Genomic DNA, 18744 nt, shown 5'->3' with positions numbered 1-18744 from the left:
TAATGCGCCTTGGCGGCCGTCGTCAGCGCTGTAGTTTTGCTACTGAACGTTTGTCGTAGGGTGCTGCATTTGCCGCAGATATGTAGTAAAACTACAAGCGCGACCGGGACACCCCCGGTACGGGGGACGCTGCAACAGCACGAGCCCGACAAACACAAAATTCGCTGCAGCCGCCCACAAGTCCGGCTGCACTTTATATCTGGCAACCGATTCTGGAAGCCTTTCCGCCCTGGAGCAAGCCATGCAAGATCTCGATCCCGTCGAAACCCAGGAATGGCTGGACGCCCTGGAGTCCGTCCTCGATCGTGAAGGTGAAAGCCGCGCCCAGTACCTGCTGACCCGCATGGGCGAACAGGCCTCGCGCACCGGCACCCAGCTGCCCTACGCCATCACCACGCCGTACCGCAACACCATCCCGGTGACCCACGAGGCACGCATGCCGGGCGACCTGTTCATGGAACGGCGCATCCGCTCGCTGATCCGCTGGAACGCCCTGGCCACGGTGATGCGCGCGAACAAGAAGGACCCGGACCTGGGTGGCCACATCTCCACCTTCGCCTCCAGCGCGACCCTGTACGACATCGGCTTCAACTACTTCTTCAAGGCGCCGACCGAAGAGCACGGCGGCGACCTGATCTACTTCCAGGGCCACGCCTCCCCCGGCGTCTACGCCCGCGCCTTCCTCGAAGGGCGCATCAGCGAAGAGCAGATGAACAACTTCCGCCAGGAGGTGGACGGCGGCGGCCTGTCCTCCTACCCGCACCCGTGGCTGATGCCGGACTTCTGGCAGTTCCCCACCGTGTCGATGGGTCTGGGTCCGATCCAGGCGATCTACCAGGCGCGCTTCATGAAGTACCTGGAGCACCGCGGCTTCATTCCCGCCGGCAAGCAGAAGGTCTGGTGCTTCCTCGGCGACGGCGAGACCGACGAGCCGGAATCCCTCGGCGCCATCGCCCTGGCCGGCCGCGAGAAGCTCGACAACCTGATCTTCGTGGTCAACTGCAACCTGCAGCGCCTCGACGGCCCGGTGCGCGGCAACGGCAAGATCATCCAGGAACTCGAAGGCGTGTTCCGCGGTGCCGACTGGAACGTGGTCAAGGTGATCTGGGGCCGCATGTGGGACCCGCTGTTCGCCAAGGACACCAAGGGCCTGCTGCAAAAGCGCATGGACGAGGTGGTCGACGGCGAGTACCAGAACTACAAGGCCAACAACGGCGCCTTCGTCCGCGAGCACTTCTTCGGCGCGCGCCCGGAACTGCTGGAGATGGTCAAGGACCTCTCCGACGAGGAGATCTGGAAGCTCAACCGCGGCGGCCACGACCCGTTCAAGGTCTATGCGGCCTACCATCAGGCGGTCAACCACACCGGCCAGCCGACCGTGGTGCTGGCCAAGACCATCAAGGGCTACGGCACCGGCGCCGGCCAGGCGCAGAACATCACCCACAACGTCAAGAAGGTCGACCTGGAGAGCCTCAAGGCCTTCCGCGACAGCTTCGGCATCCCGATTCCGGACGACCAGCTGGAAAGCCTGCCGTTCTACCGGCCGGCTGCCGACAGCCCGGAAATGAAGTACATGCTGAAGAGCCGCGAGAAGCTCGGCGGTTTCGTGCCGCAGCGTCGCAGCAAGAGTTTCAGCATCCCGACTCCGCCGCTGGAAACCCTCAAGGCGATCCTCGACGGCACCGGCGAGCGCGAAATCTCCACCACCATGGCCTTCGTGCGCATCCTCTCGCAGCTGGTCAAGGACAAGGATCTCGGTAGCCGCATCGTGCCGATCATCCCCGACGAGGCGCGCACCTTCGGCATGGAAGGCATGTTCCGCCAGCTCGGCATCTACTCCTCGGTCGGCCAGCTGTACCAGCCGGTGGACAAGGACCAGGTGATGTTCTATCGCGAGGACAAGAAGGGCCAGATCCTCGAGGAAGGCATCAACGAGGCTGGCGCCATGTCCAGCTGGATTGCCGCGGCGACTGCCTACAGCAACCACAACCAGCCCATGCTGCCGTTCTACGTGTTCTACTCGATGTTCGGCTTCCAGCGCATCGGCGACCTGGCCTGGGCGGCCGGCGACAGCCGTGCGCGCGGCTTCCTGATCGGCGGCACCGCCGGGCGCACCACCCTCAACGGCGAAGGCCTGCAGCACGAGGACGGTCACAGCCACATCCTCGCCTCGACCATCCCCAACTGCCGCAGCTACGATCCGGCCTATGCCTACGAGATGGCGGTGATCATCCGCGAAGGCATCCGCCAGATGACCGAAGAGCAGCAGAGCGTCTTCTACTACATCACCGCGATGAACGAAGCCTATGCCCAACCGGCCATGCCGGCCGGCAGCGAGGACGGCATCATCAAGGGCATGTACCTGCTCGAGGAAGACCAGCGCGACGCGGCCTGCCACGTCCAGCTGCTCGGCTCCGGCACCATCCTGCGCGAAGTCCGCGAGGCGGCGAAGATCCTCCGCGAGGACTACAACATCGGCGCCGACGTATGGAGCGTGACCAGCTTCAACGAACTGCGTCGCGAAGGCCTGGCCGTGGAGCGCCGCAACCGCCTGCACCCGGAGCAGAAGCCGCAGCTGACCTACGTCGAGCAGTGCCTGTCCGAGCGCAAGGGCCCGGTGGTCGCCTCCACCGACTACATGAAGCTGTTCGCCGACCAGATCCGCCAGTGGGTGCCGGTCAAGGAGTACAAGGTGCTCGGCACCGACGGCTTCGGCCGCAGCGACAGCCGCAAGAAACTGCGCCACTTCTTCGAGGTGGACCGCTACTGGGTGGTGCTGACCGCGCTGGAGGCCCTGGCCGACCGTGGCGAGATCGAGCGCACCCTGGTCGCCGAGGCGATTGCCAAGTTCGGCATCGATACCAACAAAGCCAACCCGCTGGATTGCTGAGGAGCTAGGCGATGAGTGAATTGATTCGCGTACCCGATATCGGCAGCGGCGAAGGTGAAGTGATCGAACTGCTGGTCAAGGTCGGCGACCGTATCGACGCCGACCAGAGCCTGCTGACCCTGGAATCCGACAAGGCCAGCATGGAAATCCCCGCCCCCCGGGCCGGGGTGATCAAGAGCCTGAAGGTCAAGCTGGGCGACAAGCTGAAGACCGGCGACGACCTGCTCGAGCTGGAAGCCGAGGGCGCCGCCGCTGCGGCTCCCTCGGCCGCCGAAACGCCGACCGCTGCTCCGGCTGCCGCGCCCGTGGCCGCCGAGCCCGCCCCTGCCGCCGCGGCTCCAGCCGCTGCAGCAGCCGAGAGCCTGCAGCCGGTGCACGTGCCGGACATCGGCTCGGCCGGCAAGGCCCGCATCATCGAGCTGCTGGTCAAGGCCGGTGACGTGGTCGAAGCCGACCAATCGCTGCTGGTACTGGAGTCGGACAAGGCGAGCATGGAAATCCCCTGCCCGCAGGCCGGCACCGTCGACAGCGTGGCGGTCAAGCTCAACGACGAGGTCGGCACCGGCGAACTGATCCTCACCCTGCGCGTGGCCGGCGCCGTGCCGGCAGCCGCCGCCGTGGCCGCCGCGCCCGCCGCTGCTCCGGCTCCGGCCGCTGCTCCTGCGGCAGCGTCCCCGGCAGCCGCCGAACCGGCCAAAGCGGCTGCTCCGGCCAGCGCGCCGAGCAGCAAGGGCGGCAAGGTGCACGCCGGTCCGGCCGTGCGCATGCTGGCCCGCGAGTTCGGCGTCGAGCTGAGCGACGTCCCGGCCAGCGGCCCGAAAGGCCGGGTGCTCAAGGAAGACGTGCAGGTCTACGTCAAGGCGATGATGCAGAAAGCCAAGGCCGCCCCGGCAGCCGGCGCGATCGGCGGTGCCGGCATCCCGCCGATTCCGGAAATCGACTTCAGCCGCTTCGGCGAAATCGAGGAAGTGGCGATGACCCGCCTGATGCAGGTCGGCGCCGCCAACCTGCACCGCAGCTGGCTCAACGTGCCGCACGTGACCCAGTTCGAGTCGGCCGACATCAGCGAGCTGGAAGCCTTCCGCGTGGCGCAGAAGGCCGCGGCCGAGAAGGCCGGGGTCAAGCTGACCGTGCTGCCGTTCCTGCTCAAGGCCTGCGCCCACGTGCTGCGCGAGCTGCCGGACTTCAACAGTTCGCTGGCGCCGAGCGGCAAGGCGCTGATCCGCAAGAAGTACGTGCACATCGGCTTCGCCGTGGACACCCCGGACGGCCTGCTGGTGCCGGTGATCAAGAACGTCGATCAGAAGAGCCTGCTGCAGCTGTCCGCCGAGGCCGCCGAACTGGCGGAGAAGGCGCGCACCAAGAAGCTCTCCGCCGACGACATGCAGGGCGCCTGCTTCACCATCTCCAGCCTCGGCCACATTGGCGGCACCGGCTTCACGCCGATCGTCAACGCGCCGGAGGTGGCGATCCTCGGCGTGTCCAAGGCGAGCATGCAGCCGGTGTGGGACGGCAAGGCGTTCCAGCCCAAGCTGATGCTACCGCTGTCGCTGTCCTACGATCACCGGGTGATCAACGGCGCCGCCGCGGCACGCTTCACCCGCCGCCTGGCCGACCTGCTGGCGGAGATCCGTTCGCTGCTGCTGTAAGCGCCGCGCACGTCCGCCGCATAAACGACAACCCCGCCAGCTGGCGGGGTTGTTGTTTTGCTGCCCGGGAAAAACTCAGCCCTTCTGCAGGTCGCGGATCAGGAAGCTCAGCGCCTTGGCCAGTTCGGCCACCCCGGTGTGGTCGCGCACCAGGGTCAGCAGCGGCGTGCCGTCCTTGGGGTTGAGCACCTGGCAGGCCGGCCCGCGGCTGGGGCACTCGTAGCGCACGAACGGATCGACACCGAACAGCTCGACCGGCTGGTTGCGCACCGCCATGCGGCTGCCGTCGGCGCTGCGGGTTTCCTCGCGCACGTTCAGCGTGCCGTCGGCAATCACGCTCAACTGGTAGAGCAGGTCGTCGGGGCTGACCTCGCCGACCCGGTAGCCGCCGCGCAGTGCGTAGCTTTCCAGCAGGCGGTTGCAGTGCTCGAGCAGCGCCTTGCGCGGCGCCTTGCCCGGATACAGGCGCTTCAGTTCGGCCAGATAGCGACCCTGCTCGGCGCTGTCGAGACTGATGCTGTCGGCGCTCTCGCCCTGGTTGTCGCGCTTGCTTTCGCCGGAGACCGACGCCTCCGAGGCTGCCGTCGCCGGCAAGGCGGCACCGAGCAGCGCCAGCAACAGGCCGCGTCGCAGCCGCTGCATGAATCCTGATTGCATGATGATTACCCTTGTTCACATGAAGAGTGTCGTCAGCATAGTCCAGCCCCCTTCCAGGGGGGCGCCTGACGAGCCGCCTACTGTTAACAGGATATGACCGTCCAGGTAAAGCCTGCCGATGGCAGCGACACGGCCCTGCGGTTGCAGCCTGCGACGTACGCAGGCAAGTTAGACGATCCAGTCCACATCGATTTCAGGAGAGGCCGCCATGGTCCTGCGCTCACAGATCCTCGCCCACAAGCTCGAGCTGCCCAACGCCGAGCAGGCGCTGCCGGGGCGCGACAGCCCGATGCCGGTACCGGAGCAGCACTACGTGAACGGCCATCCGCTGCAGCCGCCGTTCCCCGCGGGACTCGTGGAAGTGCAGTTCGCCATGGGCTGTTTCTGGGGCGCCGAGCGGCGCCTGTGGCAGCAGCCGGGGGTGTGGGTGACGGCCGCGGGCTACGCCGGCGGCTTCACGCCCAACCCGACCTACGAGGAGGTGTGCTCCGGCATGACCGGACACACCGAGGTGGTGCGGGTGGTCTACGATCCGCAGCAGACCAGCCTCAAGGCCCTGCTCAAGGTGTTCTGGGAGGCCCACGACCCGACCCAGGGCATGCGCCAGGGCAACGATGTCGGCACCCAGTACCGTTCGGCGATCTACTGCAGCAGCGCCGCGCAACTGGCCGAGGCGCGCGCCAGCGCCGCGGCCTACGCCGCCGAACTGGCCCGCGCCGGCTACGGCCCGGTCACCAGCGAGATCCGCCAGGACGTGCCGTTCTACTACGCCGAGGCCTACCACCAGCAGTACCTGGCGAAGAACCCCGGCGGCTACTGCGGCCTGCGCGGCACCGGGGTGTGCCTGCCGGCCTGATCAGCCGGCCGCCTTCTCCTCGATCAGCCAGTCCAGCCGCCAGCCGCCCGTGCTCTGCGCGAGCTGCGCCGCCAGCCACGGCAGCAGCTCGCGCAGCTCGTCCTCCAGCGGCCATGGCGGATTGGCGATGACCAGCCCGGAGCCGTTGAGGCCGGCCGGGTTGTCGGTCGGATGGACCCACAGCTCGACCCGCAGCAGCTTGGGCGCGCCGCTCTTGGCCAGATCCTGGTAGAAGCGCTTGAGCTGGCGGGTGTCCTTGATCGGGTACCAGATCGCCACCACCGCCTGACGCATGCGCGCCATGGCGGTGCTCAGCGACTCCACGCAGCGCGCCAGCTCGTCGGCCTGCTCGAACGGCGGATCGATCAGCAGCAGCGCACGCTTCTCCGCTACGGGGAGCAGCGCCTTGGCCACATGCCAGCCCTCGCCCAGATGCACGGTGACCCGGCGATCGCCGGCCATGTTGGCCTTGAGCAGCTGACCGTCCTCCGGATGCTTCTCGTTGAGCAGCACGCGATCCTGCGCGCGGGTCAGGCGCCGGGCGATTTCCGGCGAGCCCGGGTAGTAGCGCAGCGCGCCGTCGGGATTGAGCTCGCCGACCAGCGCGCGGTAGTCGGCCAGCAGCGCCGGCAGGTCGTTGCGCACCCACAGCCGGGCGATGCCCTGCAGCCACTCGCCGGTCTTGCCGGCCTGCACACCCGTCAGGTCGTAGAGGCCGACGCCGGCATGGCTGTCGAGGTAGGCGAAGGGCTTGTCCTTGCGGGCCATCAGACTCAGCAGGCGGCAGAGGACGGCATGCTTGAGCACGTCGGCATGGTTGCCGGCGTGGAAGGCGTGACGGTAGTTCATCGGTGGGTCCGGAGCTGACGGGCCGGCCGCAGGCGGCGGCCGGCGCAAATGGGTGGATCGAGACGAATGGCCGCCAGTCTACCAGCAGCACCCCGCCTGCCGGCAGTCCCGCCAGGCGCCCGGCAACGGCCAGGCACGCCCATCATGCGCTGCAACATGCGGCGAAAAAAACCTGGATATTTTTCATCCACCCGACAAATCAACAGGTTAGAATCGATTGGCACGCCAAGTGCATGATTTCATCCGCCCGTCAAGCCGCCTCTGGAGCCCGCCGTGGATACCGCCGCCGTCAACAGCCTGTTCTTCGTCGGCGCATTGCTGGTCGGCGTCAGCATTCTGGTCAGCTCGTTCTCCGCACGCATCGGCATCCCGGTCCTGGTGATCTTCCTCGCCGTGGGCATGCTCGCCGGCGTCGACGGCATCGGCGGCATCGTGTTCAACGACTACTCGCTGGCCTACCTGGTCAGCAACCTGGCGCTGGCGGTGATCCTCCTCGACGGCGGCATGCGCACCCGGGTGGCCACCTTCCGCGTCGCCCTGTGGCCGGCGATGTCGCTGGCCACCGTCGGCGTGGTGATCACCGCCGGGCTGACCGGTCTGGCCGCCGCCTGGCTGTTCGACCTCAAGCTGCTCGAGGGCCTGCTGATCGGCGCCATCGTCGCCTCCACCGACGCCGCCGTGGTGTTCAACCTGCTCAACGGCAAGGGCCTCAACGAGCGGGTCGGCTCGACCCTGGAGATCGAGTCGGGCAGCAACGACCCGATGGCGATGTTCCTCACCGTGACCCTGATCGGCATGCTCGCCTCCGGGCAGACCAGCTTCGGCTGGGACGTGCTGCTGTCGCTGCTCCTGCAGTTCGGCATCGGCATCGTCCTCGGCCTGGCCGGCGGCTGGCTGCTGCTGCAGCTGGTCAACCGCCTGGCGGTGGCCGACGGCCTCTACCCGCTGCTGGCGGTCAGCGGCGGCATCATGATCTACGCCTTCGCCGGCGAGATCGGCGGCAGCGGCATCCTCGCCGTGTACGTCTGCGGCCTGATGCTCGGCAACCGGCCGATCCGCAACCGCCACGGCATCCTGCACATGTTCGACGGCCTGGCCTGGCTCAGCCAGATCGGCATGTTCCTGGTCCTCGGCCTGCTGCTCACCCCCAGCGAGCTGCTGCCGATCGCCGTGCCGGCGCTGCTGCTGTCGCTGTGGATGATCCTGTTCGCCCGCCCGCTGTCGGTGTTCATCGGCCTGCTGCCGTTTCGCGCCTTCCACTTCCGCGAGCGGCTGTTCATCTCCTGGATCGGCCTGCGCGGCGCGGTGCCGGTGATCCTCGCGGTGTTCCCGCTGGTCGCCGGGCTGGCCAACGCCCAGCTGTTCTTCAACGTGGCGTTCTTCATCGTGCTGGTGTCGCTGCTGCTGCAGGGCAGCACCCTCGGCTGGGCGGCGCGCAAGACCCGCGTCGAGGTGCCGCCGCAGCCCGCGCCGATCTCCCGTGCCGGCCTGGAGATCCACCCGACCAGCCAGTGGGAGATGTTCGTCTACAAGCTGCGCGCCGACCGCTGGTGCGTCGGCGCGCCGCTGCGGATGCTGAAGATGCCCGAGGGCACGCGCATCGCCGCGCTGTTTCGCGGCCGCGAACTGCTCCACCCCAGCGGCAGCACCCATCTGGAGGCCGGCGACATCCTCTGCGTGATCGGCCACGAAAAGGACCTGCCGGCGCTGGGCAAGCTGTTCAGCCAGGCGCCGAAGAGCGGCCAGGACCTGCGCTTCTTCGGCGACTTCGTCCTCGAGGGCGACGCCGAGCTGGGCCCGGTGGCGGCGCTCTACGGCCTGCCGCTGGGCGGCGCCGACCCGCACCAGGCGCTCGGCCCGTTCGTCGCCCAGCTGATCGGCGGCGAGCCGGTGGTCGGCGACCAGGTCGAGTGGGCCGGACGCACCTGGACGGTGGCGCAGATGGAAGGCAAGCGCATCCGCAAGGTCGGTCTCAAGCTCCCCGCCGGCGGCGCCGGGCCGCTGCTGATGCTCTGAAGCGCGGCGCGGGCGGCGAGCGCAGCGCCCGTCGACATCGGCACTTCCGGACCGACAGCCTTGTCGAGGCGGCGCGGCCCCAGTAGGCTTGCCGGTTCCTCAACAAAACCGTGCTCGCCATGATGTTCAAGCTACGCCCGATCCTGGCTTCGCTGCTGCTGAGTCTGCTGATCCTCGCGCCCTTCGCCAGCGCCACCGACGCGCTGCCCAATGCCGCCGCCGTGCAGAAAAGCCTGTCCAGTCTCGAGGCACGCAAGCTGCCCGAGGCCGAGCACAAGGCCCTGCAGGAAACCCTGCAGAAGACCCTCGACAACCTGCAGAAGATCCAGAGCAGCAGCGACGAGCTGGCCAGTCTCAAGCAGCGCCTGGCCGACGCGCCCAAACTGACCGGCGAGGCCCAGCGCGAACAGGCCCAGCTCAAGCCGGTGGCGGCCGAGGAGCTGACCGCACGCTACGCCAACCTGCCCGCTGCGCAGCTGGAGAGCATGCTGGCCGAGCGCCTGAGCCAGCTCAACGACTGGCAGGCGCAGCTGGCCCAGGCCACCAATGCGCTGATCGACGCGCAGACCCGTCCCGAGCGCGCGCAGGTCGAGATCAGCGCCAACCAGGCCCGCACCCAGACAATCCGCGAGCAGCTCAAGAGTGGCAAGGACAAGAACGTACCGCTCGGCCCCGAACAGCGGGCCATGCTGCAGAGCGAGCTGGCGGCGCTGGAGGCGGTCTCGCAGCTGCGCCGCCAGGAACTGGCCGGCAACACCACGCTGCAGGACCTCAGCGCCAGCCAGCGCGCCCTGCTGACCCAGCGCATCGCCCTGCTCGAGGCGCAGATCCTCGCCCTGCAGAACACCCTCAACGCCAAACGTCGCGAGGAGTCGGCGGAAACCGTGGCCCAGCTGTCGCGCGAGAGCCAAGGCAACCAGAGCGGCAGCCTGCTGGCCACCCAGGCCGATCTCAACCTGGCCCTGAGCGACTACCTGCTCAAGGCCACCGATCGCGCCAACGAGCTGATCCGCAAGAACATCGGTACCAAGCAGCAGCTCGACTCGCTGAAACAGGCCGAACAGGCGCTCGACGAACAGATCGCCGTGCTCAAGGGCAGCCTGCTGCTGACCCGCATCCTCTACCAGCAGAAGAACGCCCTGCCCAAGGTCAGTGCGGACAAGAACCTCGCCGACGAAATCGCCGACCTGCGTCTCTACCAGTTCGAGCTGAACCAGCGTCGCGCCGAAATCGCCAACCCGATCCAGTACGTCGACAGCCTGCTGACCAGCCAGTCGGCCGACAGCGTGACGCCCGAGCTGCGCAGCGAGCTGGAGCAACTGGCGCGCGCGCGCCTGGCGCTGCTCGATCGCCTCAACACCGAGCTGGGTAACCTGCTGACCCAGGCCATCACCCTGCAGCTCAACCAGAAGCAGCTGCTGGCCACCAGTGCCAGCCTGAGCCGCACCCTCGACGAGCAGATGTTCTGGATCGCCAGCAACAAGCCGCTCGACCTCGACTGGTTCAAGGGTGCCCCCGAGCGCCTGCAGCGCCAGCTCGACGCCCTGCCGCTGGGCGACAGCGCCAGGGCCATCGGCCGCGGCCTGATCGATCAGCCGCTGCGCTTCCTGCCGCTGGTGGTGCTGCTCGCCGCCCTGTTCGCCGGACGCCCCTGGCTGCGCCGCCGCCTGACACGCATCGACGACGACCTCCACCAGCTGCGCCGCTACCGCCAGCTGCTCACGCCGCTGGCGGTGCTCTGCCACTTCCTGCTGGTGCTGCCGCTGCCGCTGATCGTCGCCGCCTGCGGCGTGATGCTGATCCAGGATCCGCAGCAGGCCACCACCATCTTCGGCGAGTCGCTGCTCAAGCTGGCCCAGGCCATGCTGGTGTTCGGCGTCAGCTACCGCCTGCTGGCCCGTGGCAGCGTGGCCGAGCGCCACTTCGGCTGGGAACCGCAGCGGGTGCAGAGCCTCTATCGCCAGGTGCGCCTGCTCGGCCTGGTGGTGATGCCGATGGTGCTGGTGGTGAGCATCGCCGAACGCCAGCTCACCGGGCTGGCCGAGGACGTGCTGGGCATCTTCATCGTCCTCACCGGCTTCCTGCTGATGAGCTGGATCCTCCTGCGCATCATGCGCAGCCAACCGCCGTTCTTCGGCTCGCGGGTGCTGCACTTCATCGCCGCCTTGCTGCTGGTCGGCCTGCCGCTGGCCCACGTGCTGCTGGTCGGCTTCGGCTACTACTACACCGCGCTCAAGCTCACCGGCCGCCTGCTCGACAGCCTGTACATCATCGCCATCTGGACGGTGGTGCAGTCGACCGTGATGCACGGCCTCGGCGTCGCCGCCCGCCGCCTGGCCCTGCAGCGCGCCCAGGCGCGTCAGCAGACCCCGCCGCGCGAGGGCGCCGAGGGGGGCGAGCTGATCGAGGAGCCGACCCTGGCCCTGGAGCAGGTCAACCAGCAATCCCTGCGCCTGATCCGCCTGGGCCTGCTGCTGGCCTTCGGCGGCATCTTCTACTTCGTCTGGGCCGACCTGCTGGCGGTGTTCACCTACCTGGACAGCGTGACCCTCTACGAATACACCAGCGGCAGCGGCGAGACCGCCGTCAGCGTGCCGATCAGCCTCAGCGACCTGCTCGGCGCCCTGGTGATCCTGGTGATCACCCTGGCCCTGGCGCGCAACCTGCCCGGTCTGCTGGAGATGCTGGTGCTGTCGCGCATGCAGCTGGCCCAGGGCAGCGCCTACGCCACCACCGCCCTGCTGTCCTACGCGATCATGGCCTTCGGCCTGGTCAGCACCCTGTCGACCCTGGGCCTCAGCTGGGACAAGCTGCAGTGGCTGGTCGCCGCACTGTCGGTGGGCATCGGTTTCGGCATGCAGGAAATCTTCGCCAACTTCATCTCCGGCCTGATCATCCTGTTCGAGCGCCCGGTGCGCATCGGCGACGTGGTGACCATCGGCAACCTGTCCGGGTCGGTGAGCAAGATCCGCATCCGCGCCACCACCATCACCGACTTCGACCGCAAGGAAATCATCGTCCCCAACAAGACCTTCATCACCAGCCAGCTGATCAACTGGTCGCTGACCGACACCGTCACCCGCGTCACCATCAAGATCGGCGTGGCCTACGGCTCCGACCTCGAACTGGTGCGCAAGCTGCTGCTGCAGATCGCCCGCGACAACCCCCGGGTACTCAAGGAGCCGGATCCGCAGGTGCTGTTCCTCACCTTCAGCGAAAGCACCCTCGACCACGAGCTGCGCATCCACGTACGCGAGCTGGGCGACCGCAACGCGGCGATCGACGAGATCAACCGCGAGATCGACCGTCTGTTCCGCGAGCACGGCATCGAGATCGCCTTCCGCCAGCTCGACGTGTTCCTCAAGAACCTGCAGGGCCAGCAGCTGCAGCTGCTCAGCGACCAGCCGCTGAAGTCGAGCGACGCGTGACTGGACGGCCTGCGGCAATCCCCAGCACAATCTTTTCCTAGAGAAATGCTCGGGAATTGCCGGAGGCCTTCGTGAAAACCCTCGACCAGCTCGCATTCGACAACCGCTTCGCCCGCCTCGGCGACACCTTCTCCACCCGCGTGCTGCCGCAGCCGATCGAGCAGCCGCAACTGGTGGTAGCCAGCCCGGCGGCCATGGCGCTGCTCGACCTCGACCCGGCCGAAGCGCAGCGCCCCGAATTCGCCGCCCTGTTCGCCGGCCACCAGCTGTGGCAGGACGCCGAGCCGCGGGCGATGGTCTACTCCGGCCACCAGTTCGGCATGTACAACCCGCAGCTCGGCGACGGCCGTGGCCTGCTGCTCGGCGAGGTGGTCAACGCCCGCGGCGAATACTGGGACCTGCACCTCAAGGGCGCCGGCTACACGCCGTATTCGCGCATGGGCGACGGCCGCGCGGTGCTGCGCAGCTCGATCCGCGAGTTCCTCGCCAGCGAGCATCTCGCCGCGCTGGGCATCCCCACCACCCGCGCGCTGTGCGTGGTCGCCTCGACCACCCCCGTCTACCGCGAGCGCGCGGAAACCGCCGCCATGCTGCTGCGTCTGGCGCCCAGCCACCTGCGCTTCGGCCATTTCGAGTTCTTCTACTACACCCGCCAGCACGAGGCCCTGCGCCAGCTCGCCGAGCACGCCCTGGACTGCCACTTCCCCGGGTGCCGCGAGCAGGAACAGCCGTTCGCCGCGATGTTCCGCACCGTGGTCGAACGCACCGCCGAGACCATCGCCCTGTGGCAGGCCTACGGCTTCTGTCACGGGGTGATGAACACCGACAACATGTCGCTGCTCGGCCTGACCTTCGACTACGGCCCCTACGCCTTCCTCGACGACTTCGACGCCCGCCACGTCTGCAACCACTCCGACGACAGCGGCCGCTACCGCTTCGAGAACCAGGTGCCGATCGCCCACTGGAACCTCTCGGCGCTGGGCCAGGCGCTGACTCCGCTGGTAGCCGTGGAGCTCCTGCGCGAGTCCCTCGGCCTGTTCCTGCCGCTGTATCAGGCTCAATATCTGGACCGCATGCGCCGGCGCCTTGGCCTGCGCACGGCCGAGGACGGCGACGAGACGCTGGTGCAGCGCCTGCTCGCCCTGATGCAGCAGGGCGGCGTGGACTACAGCCGCTTCTTCCGCAGCCTCGGCGATGCCCCCGCCGCCGCGGCCGTGCAGCGCCTGCGCGAGGAGTTCGTCGACCTCGCCGGTTTCGACGCCTGGGCGGCCGGCTACCTGGCCCGCCTCGGCCGCGACGGCGAGGACACCCAGGAGCAGCGCCGCACGCGGATGCACGCGGTCAATCCGCGCTACATCCTGCGCAACTACCTGGCCCAGCAGGCCATCGAAGCCGCGCAGCAGGGCGATTACGGCCCGGTGCGCGAACTGCACGCGGTGCTCTCGCGGCCCTTCGCCGAGCAGCCGGGGATGGAGCGCTACGCCGAGCGCCCGCCGGAGTGGGGCAAGCACCTGGAGATCAGCTGCTCGTCGTGAACCGACCGCTTTGCGCTGCCGGTCAGACCCGGTTTTTAACTCTTAAAGGCATATAAACCTTATCAAACATTCTTGGACTGTCTAAGCGAAGGCTTTTATCGTTGCGCCAGCGCCGGTGCGCCCAGCGTGCCGTGTCGATACCTCACACGAGATTCGCTCCAAGGATGTCCATGCTTCCGGACTCGCTGTCGCTCTGGTTCGTCGCCGCCCTGCTGCTCTGGGTGCTGGTTTCCTTCGTCCGCGAGAAGTGGAGCCCGGACATCGTCGCCGCCATCGCCGTGGCCGCCCTGCTGGTCACCGGCCTGCTGCTGCCCGCCGAAGTGCTCGGCGTGCTGTCCAACTCGGCGCCGGTGACCATCGCCTGCATGTTCGTGCTGTCCGCCGCCCTGGAGCGCACCGGCTGCATCGACGCGCTGGGCAACTGGCTGGGCGAGCTGGTCGGCACCAGCCCGACGCGGGTGCTGGCGGGGCTGACCGTCACCGCCTTGGTGATCTCCGCCTTCCTCAACAACACCCCGGTGGTGGCCATCCTCACCCCGGTGGCCATCGCCCTGGCCAAGCGCGCCGGCACCCTGCCCTCCAAGCTGCTGATCCCGCTGTCCTACGCCACCATCCTCGGCGGCTCGCTGACCATGATCGGCACCTCGACCAACATCCTGGTCGACGGCGTGGCGCGCAAGGCCGGCCTCGAACCGTTCGGCATGTTCGAGATCACCGGCGCCGGGCTGATCCTCGCCGCGACTGGCATGCTCTATCTGCTGACCATCGGCAAGCGCCTGCTGCCCGAGCGCGAGACCCTGTCCCGGCAGCTGCGCCCCGACCTCGATCGCGCGTTCATGAGCGAACTGCGCGTGCCGCAGGACTCGCCGGTGATCGGCAAGAGCATCGCCGAGGCCAACCTCAACGGCGGCAGCGGCCTGCAGGTGTTGCAGGTGAATCGCAATGCCGAGCAGATCAGTCGCCCGCAGCACGACTTCGTCCTCCAGGCCGGCGACCTGCTGGTGCTGCACGGCCAGGTCCGCGCGGTGGTCGACCTGCGCGAGAGCGGCCATCTGAGCTTCAACCGCGGCGAGGCCTTCGAGACGGTCAGCAGTCAGGACCTGATCCTCGCCGAGGCCATCGTCGGGCGCAATTCGCGCTACAGCCACCGGCCGATGCGCGACCTCGACCTCAGCGCGCGCTACGGCATCAACGTGCTGGCCGTGCATCGCCAGGACGAGAACGTGCGAGGCAACCTCGACGATTTCCAGCTGCAGTTCGGCGACGTGATGCTGGTCGAGGGCACCCCGGCGCAGATCAAGCGCTTCGCCGACAACGGCGAGCTGATCAGCCTCAACGCCGTGCAGGAGCGCGCCTACCGCCGCGACAAGGCGCCGATCGCCCTGCTCGCCACCGCCGCGGTGATGCTGCTGGCGGCCCTCGGCGTGATGCCGATCGAGGGTCTGGCGATCATCGGCGCGGTGACCGTGCTGGCCACCCGCTGCCTGGACGTGGAAGACGCCTACAAGGCGGTGGACTGGAAGATCCTCAGCCTGATCTTCGGCATGCTGGCGATCAGCGTGGCGATGGACAAGGTCGGCCTGGTCAGGCTGATCGTCGAGAACGTGATGGCCCTGCTGCCGTGGGCCGGACCGCTGCTGCTGTTGTCGTTCATCTACCTGTTCACCTCGGTGCTCACCGAGGTGCTGTCCAACAATGCGGTGGCGGTGCTGGTCACCCCGATCGCCATCGGCATGGCCCAGCAGCTGGGCGTCGACCCGCGCGCCTTCGTGGTGGCAGTGATGTTCGCCGCCAGCGCCAGCTTCGCCACGCCGATCGGCTACCAGACCAACACCTTCGTCTACAACGCCGGCGGCTACCGCTTCAGCGACTTCATGAAGGTCGGCATTCCGCTGAACGCCCTGCTGTGGCTGGTGGCCAGCCTGATCATCCCGCTGTTCTGGCCGCTGACCCCGCTGTGACGCCCGGGGGCGACCAATGTCCCCATCGCGCATGGTGGCATTGACCGACCTGCGGCGGTCTCGGCATGCTGCGCGCTTTCCCTGCCCACGAAGGAATGCGCGCGCATGAAAGCGGAAACCCTGGCCATCCACGCCGGCTACAGCCCCGACCCGACCACCAAGGCGGTGGCGGTGCCGATCTACCAGACCACCTCCTACGCCTTCGACGACACCCAGCACGGCGCCGACCTGTTCGACCTCAAGGTCGCCGGCAACATCTACACGCGGATCATGAACCCGACCACCGACGTGCTGGAGAAGCGCGTGGCCGCGCTGGAGGGCGGCGTGGCGGCGCTGGCGGTGGCCTCGGGCATGGCGGCGATCACCTACGCGATCCAGACCATCGCCGGCGTCGGCGACAACATCGTCTCGGTGGCCAAGCTGTACGGCGGCACCTACAACCTGTTCGCCCACACCCTGCCGCGCCAAGGCATCGAGGTGCGCTTCGCCGCGCACGACGACATCGCCGCCCTGGAAGCGCTGATCGACGCCAACACCAAGGCGGTGTTCTGCGAGTCGATCGGCAACCCGGCGGGCAACATCGTCGACCTGCAGGCGCTGGCCGACGCCGCCCACCGCCACGGCGTGCCGCTGATCGTCGACAACACCGTGGCCACGCCGATCCTCTGCCGGCCGTTCGAGCACGGCGCCGACATCGTGGTGCATTCGCTGACCAAGTACATCGGCGGCCACGGCACCAGCATCGGCGGCATCGTGGTCGACTCCGGCAAGTTCCCCTGGGCGGACAATAAGGAACGCTTCCCGCTGCTCAACACCCCGGACGCTTCCTACCACGGCGTGACCTACACCGAGTCCTTCGGCCCGGCCGCGTTCATCGGCCGCTGCCGCGTGGTGCCGCTGCGCAACATGGGTGCCGCGCTGTCGCCGTTCAACGCCTTCCTGATCCTCCAGGGCCTGGAAACCCTGGCCCTGCGCATGGAGCGCCACTGCGCCAATGCGCGCCAGGTCGCCGAGTTCCTGCAGAACCACCCGCAGGTCAGCTGGGTGAAGTACGCCGGCCTGGTCGATCACCCCGAGCACGCGCTGGCGCAGCGCTACATGGGCGGCCGACCGGCGTCGATCCTGTCGTTCGGCATCGGCGGCGGCATCGAGTCGGCGGCGCGCTTCATCGACGCGCTCAAGCTGGTGGTACGCCTGGTCAACATCGGCGACGCCAAGTCGCTGGCCTGCCACCCGGCCTCCACCACCCACCGCCAGCTCAACGACGAGGAGCTGGCCCGCGCCGGCGTGTCGCGCGACCTGGTGCGCCTGTCGATCGGCATCGAGCACATCGACGACATCCTCGCCGACCTCGGCCAGGCGCTGGAGGCGGCCAAAGGCTGATCGCGCCTCGCCTGATCGTTGGCCCGTTGCGCCCCCGGGCGCAACGGGTGACCTGTCTGTGGGAGGCCCGACCTCGGGGCGAAGCGCTTGGGCTTTTGGCGAGCCTGCACACGCCTCCCACAGACTGGCACTGACAGCGGGGAGCGAACACGGCGCCTTGATATCCCGTCCGGCGGCCCCACACTAGGAAGATCACCCCGTGGAGCCCGCCATGACCGCCTCGCTGATCATCCCCTGCCCGCACTGCAACGGCCTCAACCGCATCCCCGCCGCCCGTCTCGGCGAGGCGCCGCGCTGCGGGCGCTGCAAGAGTGCCGTGCTGCCCGGCAAGCCGTTCGCCGTCGACGGCGCCAGCTTCGCCGCCCAGCTCAAGGGCGACCTGCCGCTGCTGCTCGACGTGTGGGCCGACTGGTGCGGACCGTGCAAGGCCTTCGCGCCGACCTTCGACCAGGCCGCCCGCGAGCTGTCCGGGCGCGTGCGCCTGGCCAAGCTGGACAGCGAGGCCAACCAGCCCCTGGCCGGCCAGCTAGGCATCCGCTCGATCCCCAGCCTGATCCTGTTCAAGGGCGGCGTCGAAGTGGCGCGACAGAGCGGCGCCATGGCGTTGCCGCAACTGCTGGCCTGGCTGCGCCAGCACGGTCTCTGAACCGGCAGCACGACGGGACAGCGCGCGCCGCACGCGGCATACTGCGGCCTTCGTTCCGCTGCGTGAGATCCCCATGGTTCAGCACATCCTCGTCGCCCACGACCTCAGCCCGGAGGCCGATCTGGCCCTGCAGCGCGCCGACCTGCTGGCGCGGCAGCTGGGCGCGCGGCTGAGCCTGGTGCATGTGCTGGCGACCGGGGGCGATGCCGAGGCCGCGCGTGCCCGCCTGGCGCCCGCCCTGGCCGCCTGCGCGAGCGCGCGCAGCGAGTTGCTGGTGCGCAGCGGCCATCCGGTGGAGGAAATTCTCGCTCAGGTCCGCGGCCTGCCGGCCGATCTGGTGGTCCTCGGCGCGCACCACGCGCAGTCGGCGCAAGGCTTTGCCGGCACCACCCTCGAGCAGCTGCTGCAGGGCTGCCCGGTGCCGCTGCTGCTGGCGGTGCAGCCCGCCTGGCAGCCCTGGACGCGGGCGCTGGTGGCGCTGGACTTCTCGCCCTGCGCCAGCCGCGCCCTGCAGCAGACCTGGCAGCTGCTGGCCGACGGCGCCAGCGTGCATGCCCTGCATATCGACGAGCAGGCGGCGATCCACGCCCTCGACGACCCCGCCGAACGACAGTTCCAGCGCGAGCTGTTCGACCGCCTGGTCGACGACGAACGCCGCCGCCTGCCGGATCGTCCGCTGCTGCTCAGCCACGCCTTGCTGTCGGGGGAACGCGAGCACTGCCTGCAGACGGTGATCGCCGCCGAGCAGCCGCAGTTGCTGGCTCTCGGCGCGCACAGCCGCGGCGTGCTGGCCGACGCCCTGCTCGGCAGCCTGGTGCTGCAGCTGCTGCAGCAACCGCCCTGCGACGTGCTGGTGGTCCGCTGAGCCCCTTCC

At 68.3% G+C, this 18744-nt stretch carries 12 protein-coding genes; 10 read left to right on the top strand and 2 right to left on the bottom strand.

Annotated features, from left to right (window positions below; all coding sequences use genetic code 11):
* Nucleotides 1–241 precede the first annotated feature (241 nt).
* Together aceE and aceF are read left to right on the top strand one after the other, a co-directional pair.
* A complete protein-coding gene (gene aceE, locus BM297_RS08470) occupies nucleotides 242–2890 on the top strand; it encodes a pyruvate dehydrogenase (acetyl-transferring), homodimeric type (protein ID WP_092430203.1) in 2649 nt (882 codons plus the stop codon).
* A gap of 11 nt (nucleotides 2891–2901) precedes the next feature.
* On the top strand, nucleotides 2902–4539 hold the full coding sequence (gene aceF, locus BM297_RS08465; protein ID WP_092430201.1) for a dihydrolipoyllysine-residue acetyltransferase: 1638 nt from the start codon (nucleotides 2902–2904) through the stop codon (nucleotides 4537–4539).
* Nucleotides 4540–4614: 75 nt separating this feature from the next.
* Here aceF and BM297_RS08460 read toward each other — a convergent pair whose 3' ends face one another.
* Entirely contained in the window at nucleotides 4615–5196 is a 582-nt protein-coding gene (locus BM297_RS08460; protein WP_245768231.1) for a hypothetical protein, read from the bottom strand.
* Nucleotides 5197–5404: 208 nt separating this feature from the next.
* Here BM297_RS08460 and msrA point away from each other — a divergent pair, with 208 nt between their 5' ends.
* Nucleotides 5405–6052 carry a peptide-methionine (S)-S-oxide reductase MsrA gene (gene msrA / locus BM297_RS08455; protein WP_092430199.1) on the top strand — a complete coding sequence of 216 codons (648 nt, stop codon included), beginning with the start codon at nucleotides 5405–5407 and terminating at the stop codon, nucleotides 6050–6052.
* On the opposite strand, the gene BM297_RS08450 is transcribed toward msrA, so the two are convergent.
* Nucleotides 6053–6901, bottom strand: a complete 849-nt coding sequence (locus tag BM297_RS08450) for a 23S rRNA (adenine(2030)-N(6))-methyltransferase RlmJ (protein ID WP_092430197.1) — start codon at nucleotides 6899–6901, stop codon at nucleotides 6053–6055. It abuts the gene before it with no gap.
* Between the two features lie 273 nt (nucleotides 6902–7174).
* Here BM297_RS08450 and BM297_RS08445 point away from each other — a divergent pair, with 273 nt between their 5' ends.
* The 7 genes from BM297_RS08445 (at nucleotide 7175) to BM297_RS08415 (ending at nucleotide 18735) form a co-directional block, all read left to right on the top strand.
* Entirely contained in the window at nucleotides 7175–8917 is a 1743-nt protein-coding gene (locus tag BM297_RS08445; RefSeq protein ID WP_092430195.1) for a potassium/proton antiporter, read from the top strand.
* Between the two features lie 119 nt (nucleotides 8918–9036).
* Nucleotides 9037–12345 carry a mechanosensitive channel MscK gene (mscK, locus tag BM297_RS08440; RefSeq protein WP_092430193.1) on the top strand — a complete coding sequence of 1103 codons (3309 nt, stop codon included), beginning with the start codon at nucleotides 9037–9039 and terminating at the stop codon, nucleotides 12343–12345.
* A gap of 71 nt (nucleotides 12346–12416) precedes the next feature.
* Entirely contained in the window at nucleotides 12417–13880 is a 1464-nt protein-coding gene (gene selO / locus BM297_RS08435; RefSeq protein WP_092430365.1) for a protein adenylyltransferase SelO, read from the top strand.
* A gap of 170 nt (nucleotides 13881–14050) precedes the next feature.
* Nucleotides 14051–15841 (top strand): SLC13 family permease, encoded by a 1791-nt coding sequence (locus BM297_RS08430; protein WP_092430191.1) that lies wholly within the window; start codon nucleotides 14051–14053, stop codon nucleotides 15839–15841.
* A 105-nt stretch (nucleotides 15842–15946) separates the two neighbouring features.
* Nucleotides 15947–17224 carry a bifunctional O-acetylhomoserine aminocarboxypropyltransferase/cysteine synthase gene (locus BM297_RS08425; protein ID WP_092430189.1) on the top strand — a complete coding sequence of 426 codons (1278 nt, stop codon included), beginning with the start codon at nucleotides 15947–15949 and terminating at the stop codon, nucleotides 17222–17224.
* Nucleotides 17225–17435: 211 nt separating this feature from the next.
* The gene (gene trxC / locus BM297_RS08420; protein WP_092430187.1) at nucleotides 17436–17870 is read left to right on the top strand and encodes a thioredoxin TrxC; all 435 of its coding nucleotides are present in this window, start codon (nucleotides 17436–17438) and stop codon (nucleotides 17868–17870) included.
* 73 nt (nucleotides 17871–17943) lie between these two features.
* Nucleotides 17944–18735, top strand: a complete 792-nt coding sequence (locus tag BM297_RS08415; RefSeq protein WP_092430185.1) for a universal stress protein — start codon at nucleotides 17944–17946, stop codon at nucleotides 18733–18735.
* Nucleotides 18736–18744: the final 9 nt, after the last annotated feature.

It is taken from the genome of Geopseudomonas sagittaria, from assembly GCF_900115715.1.
In the GTDB taxonomy this organism is placed as follows: Bacteria; Pseudomonadota; Gammaproteobacteria; order Pseudomonadales; family Pseudomonadaceae; genus Geopseudomonas; species Geopseudomonas sagittaria.
Note: the sequence above shows the minus strand (reverse complement) of the source record. Positions and strands in the feature narration are given on the sequence as shown.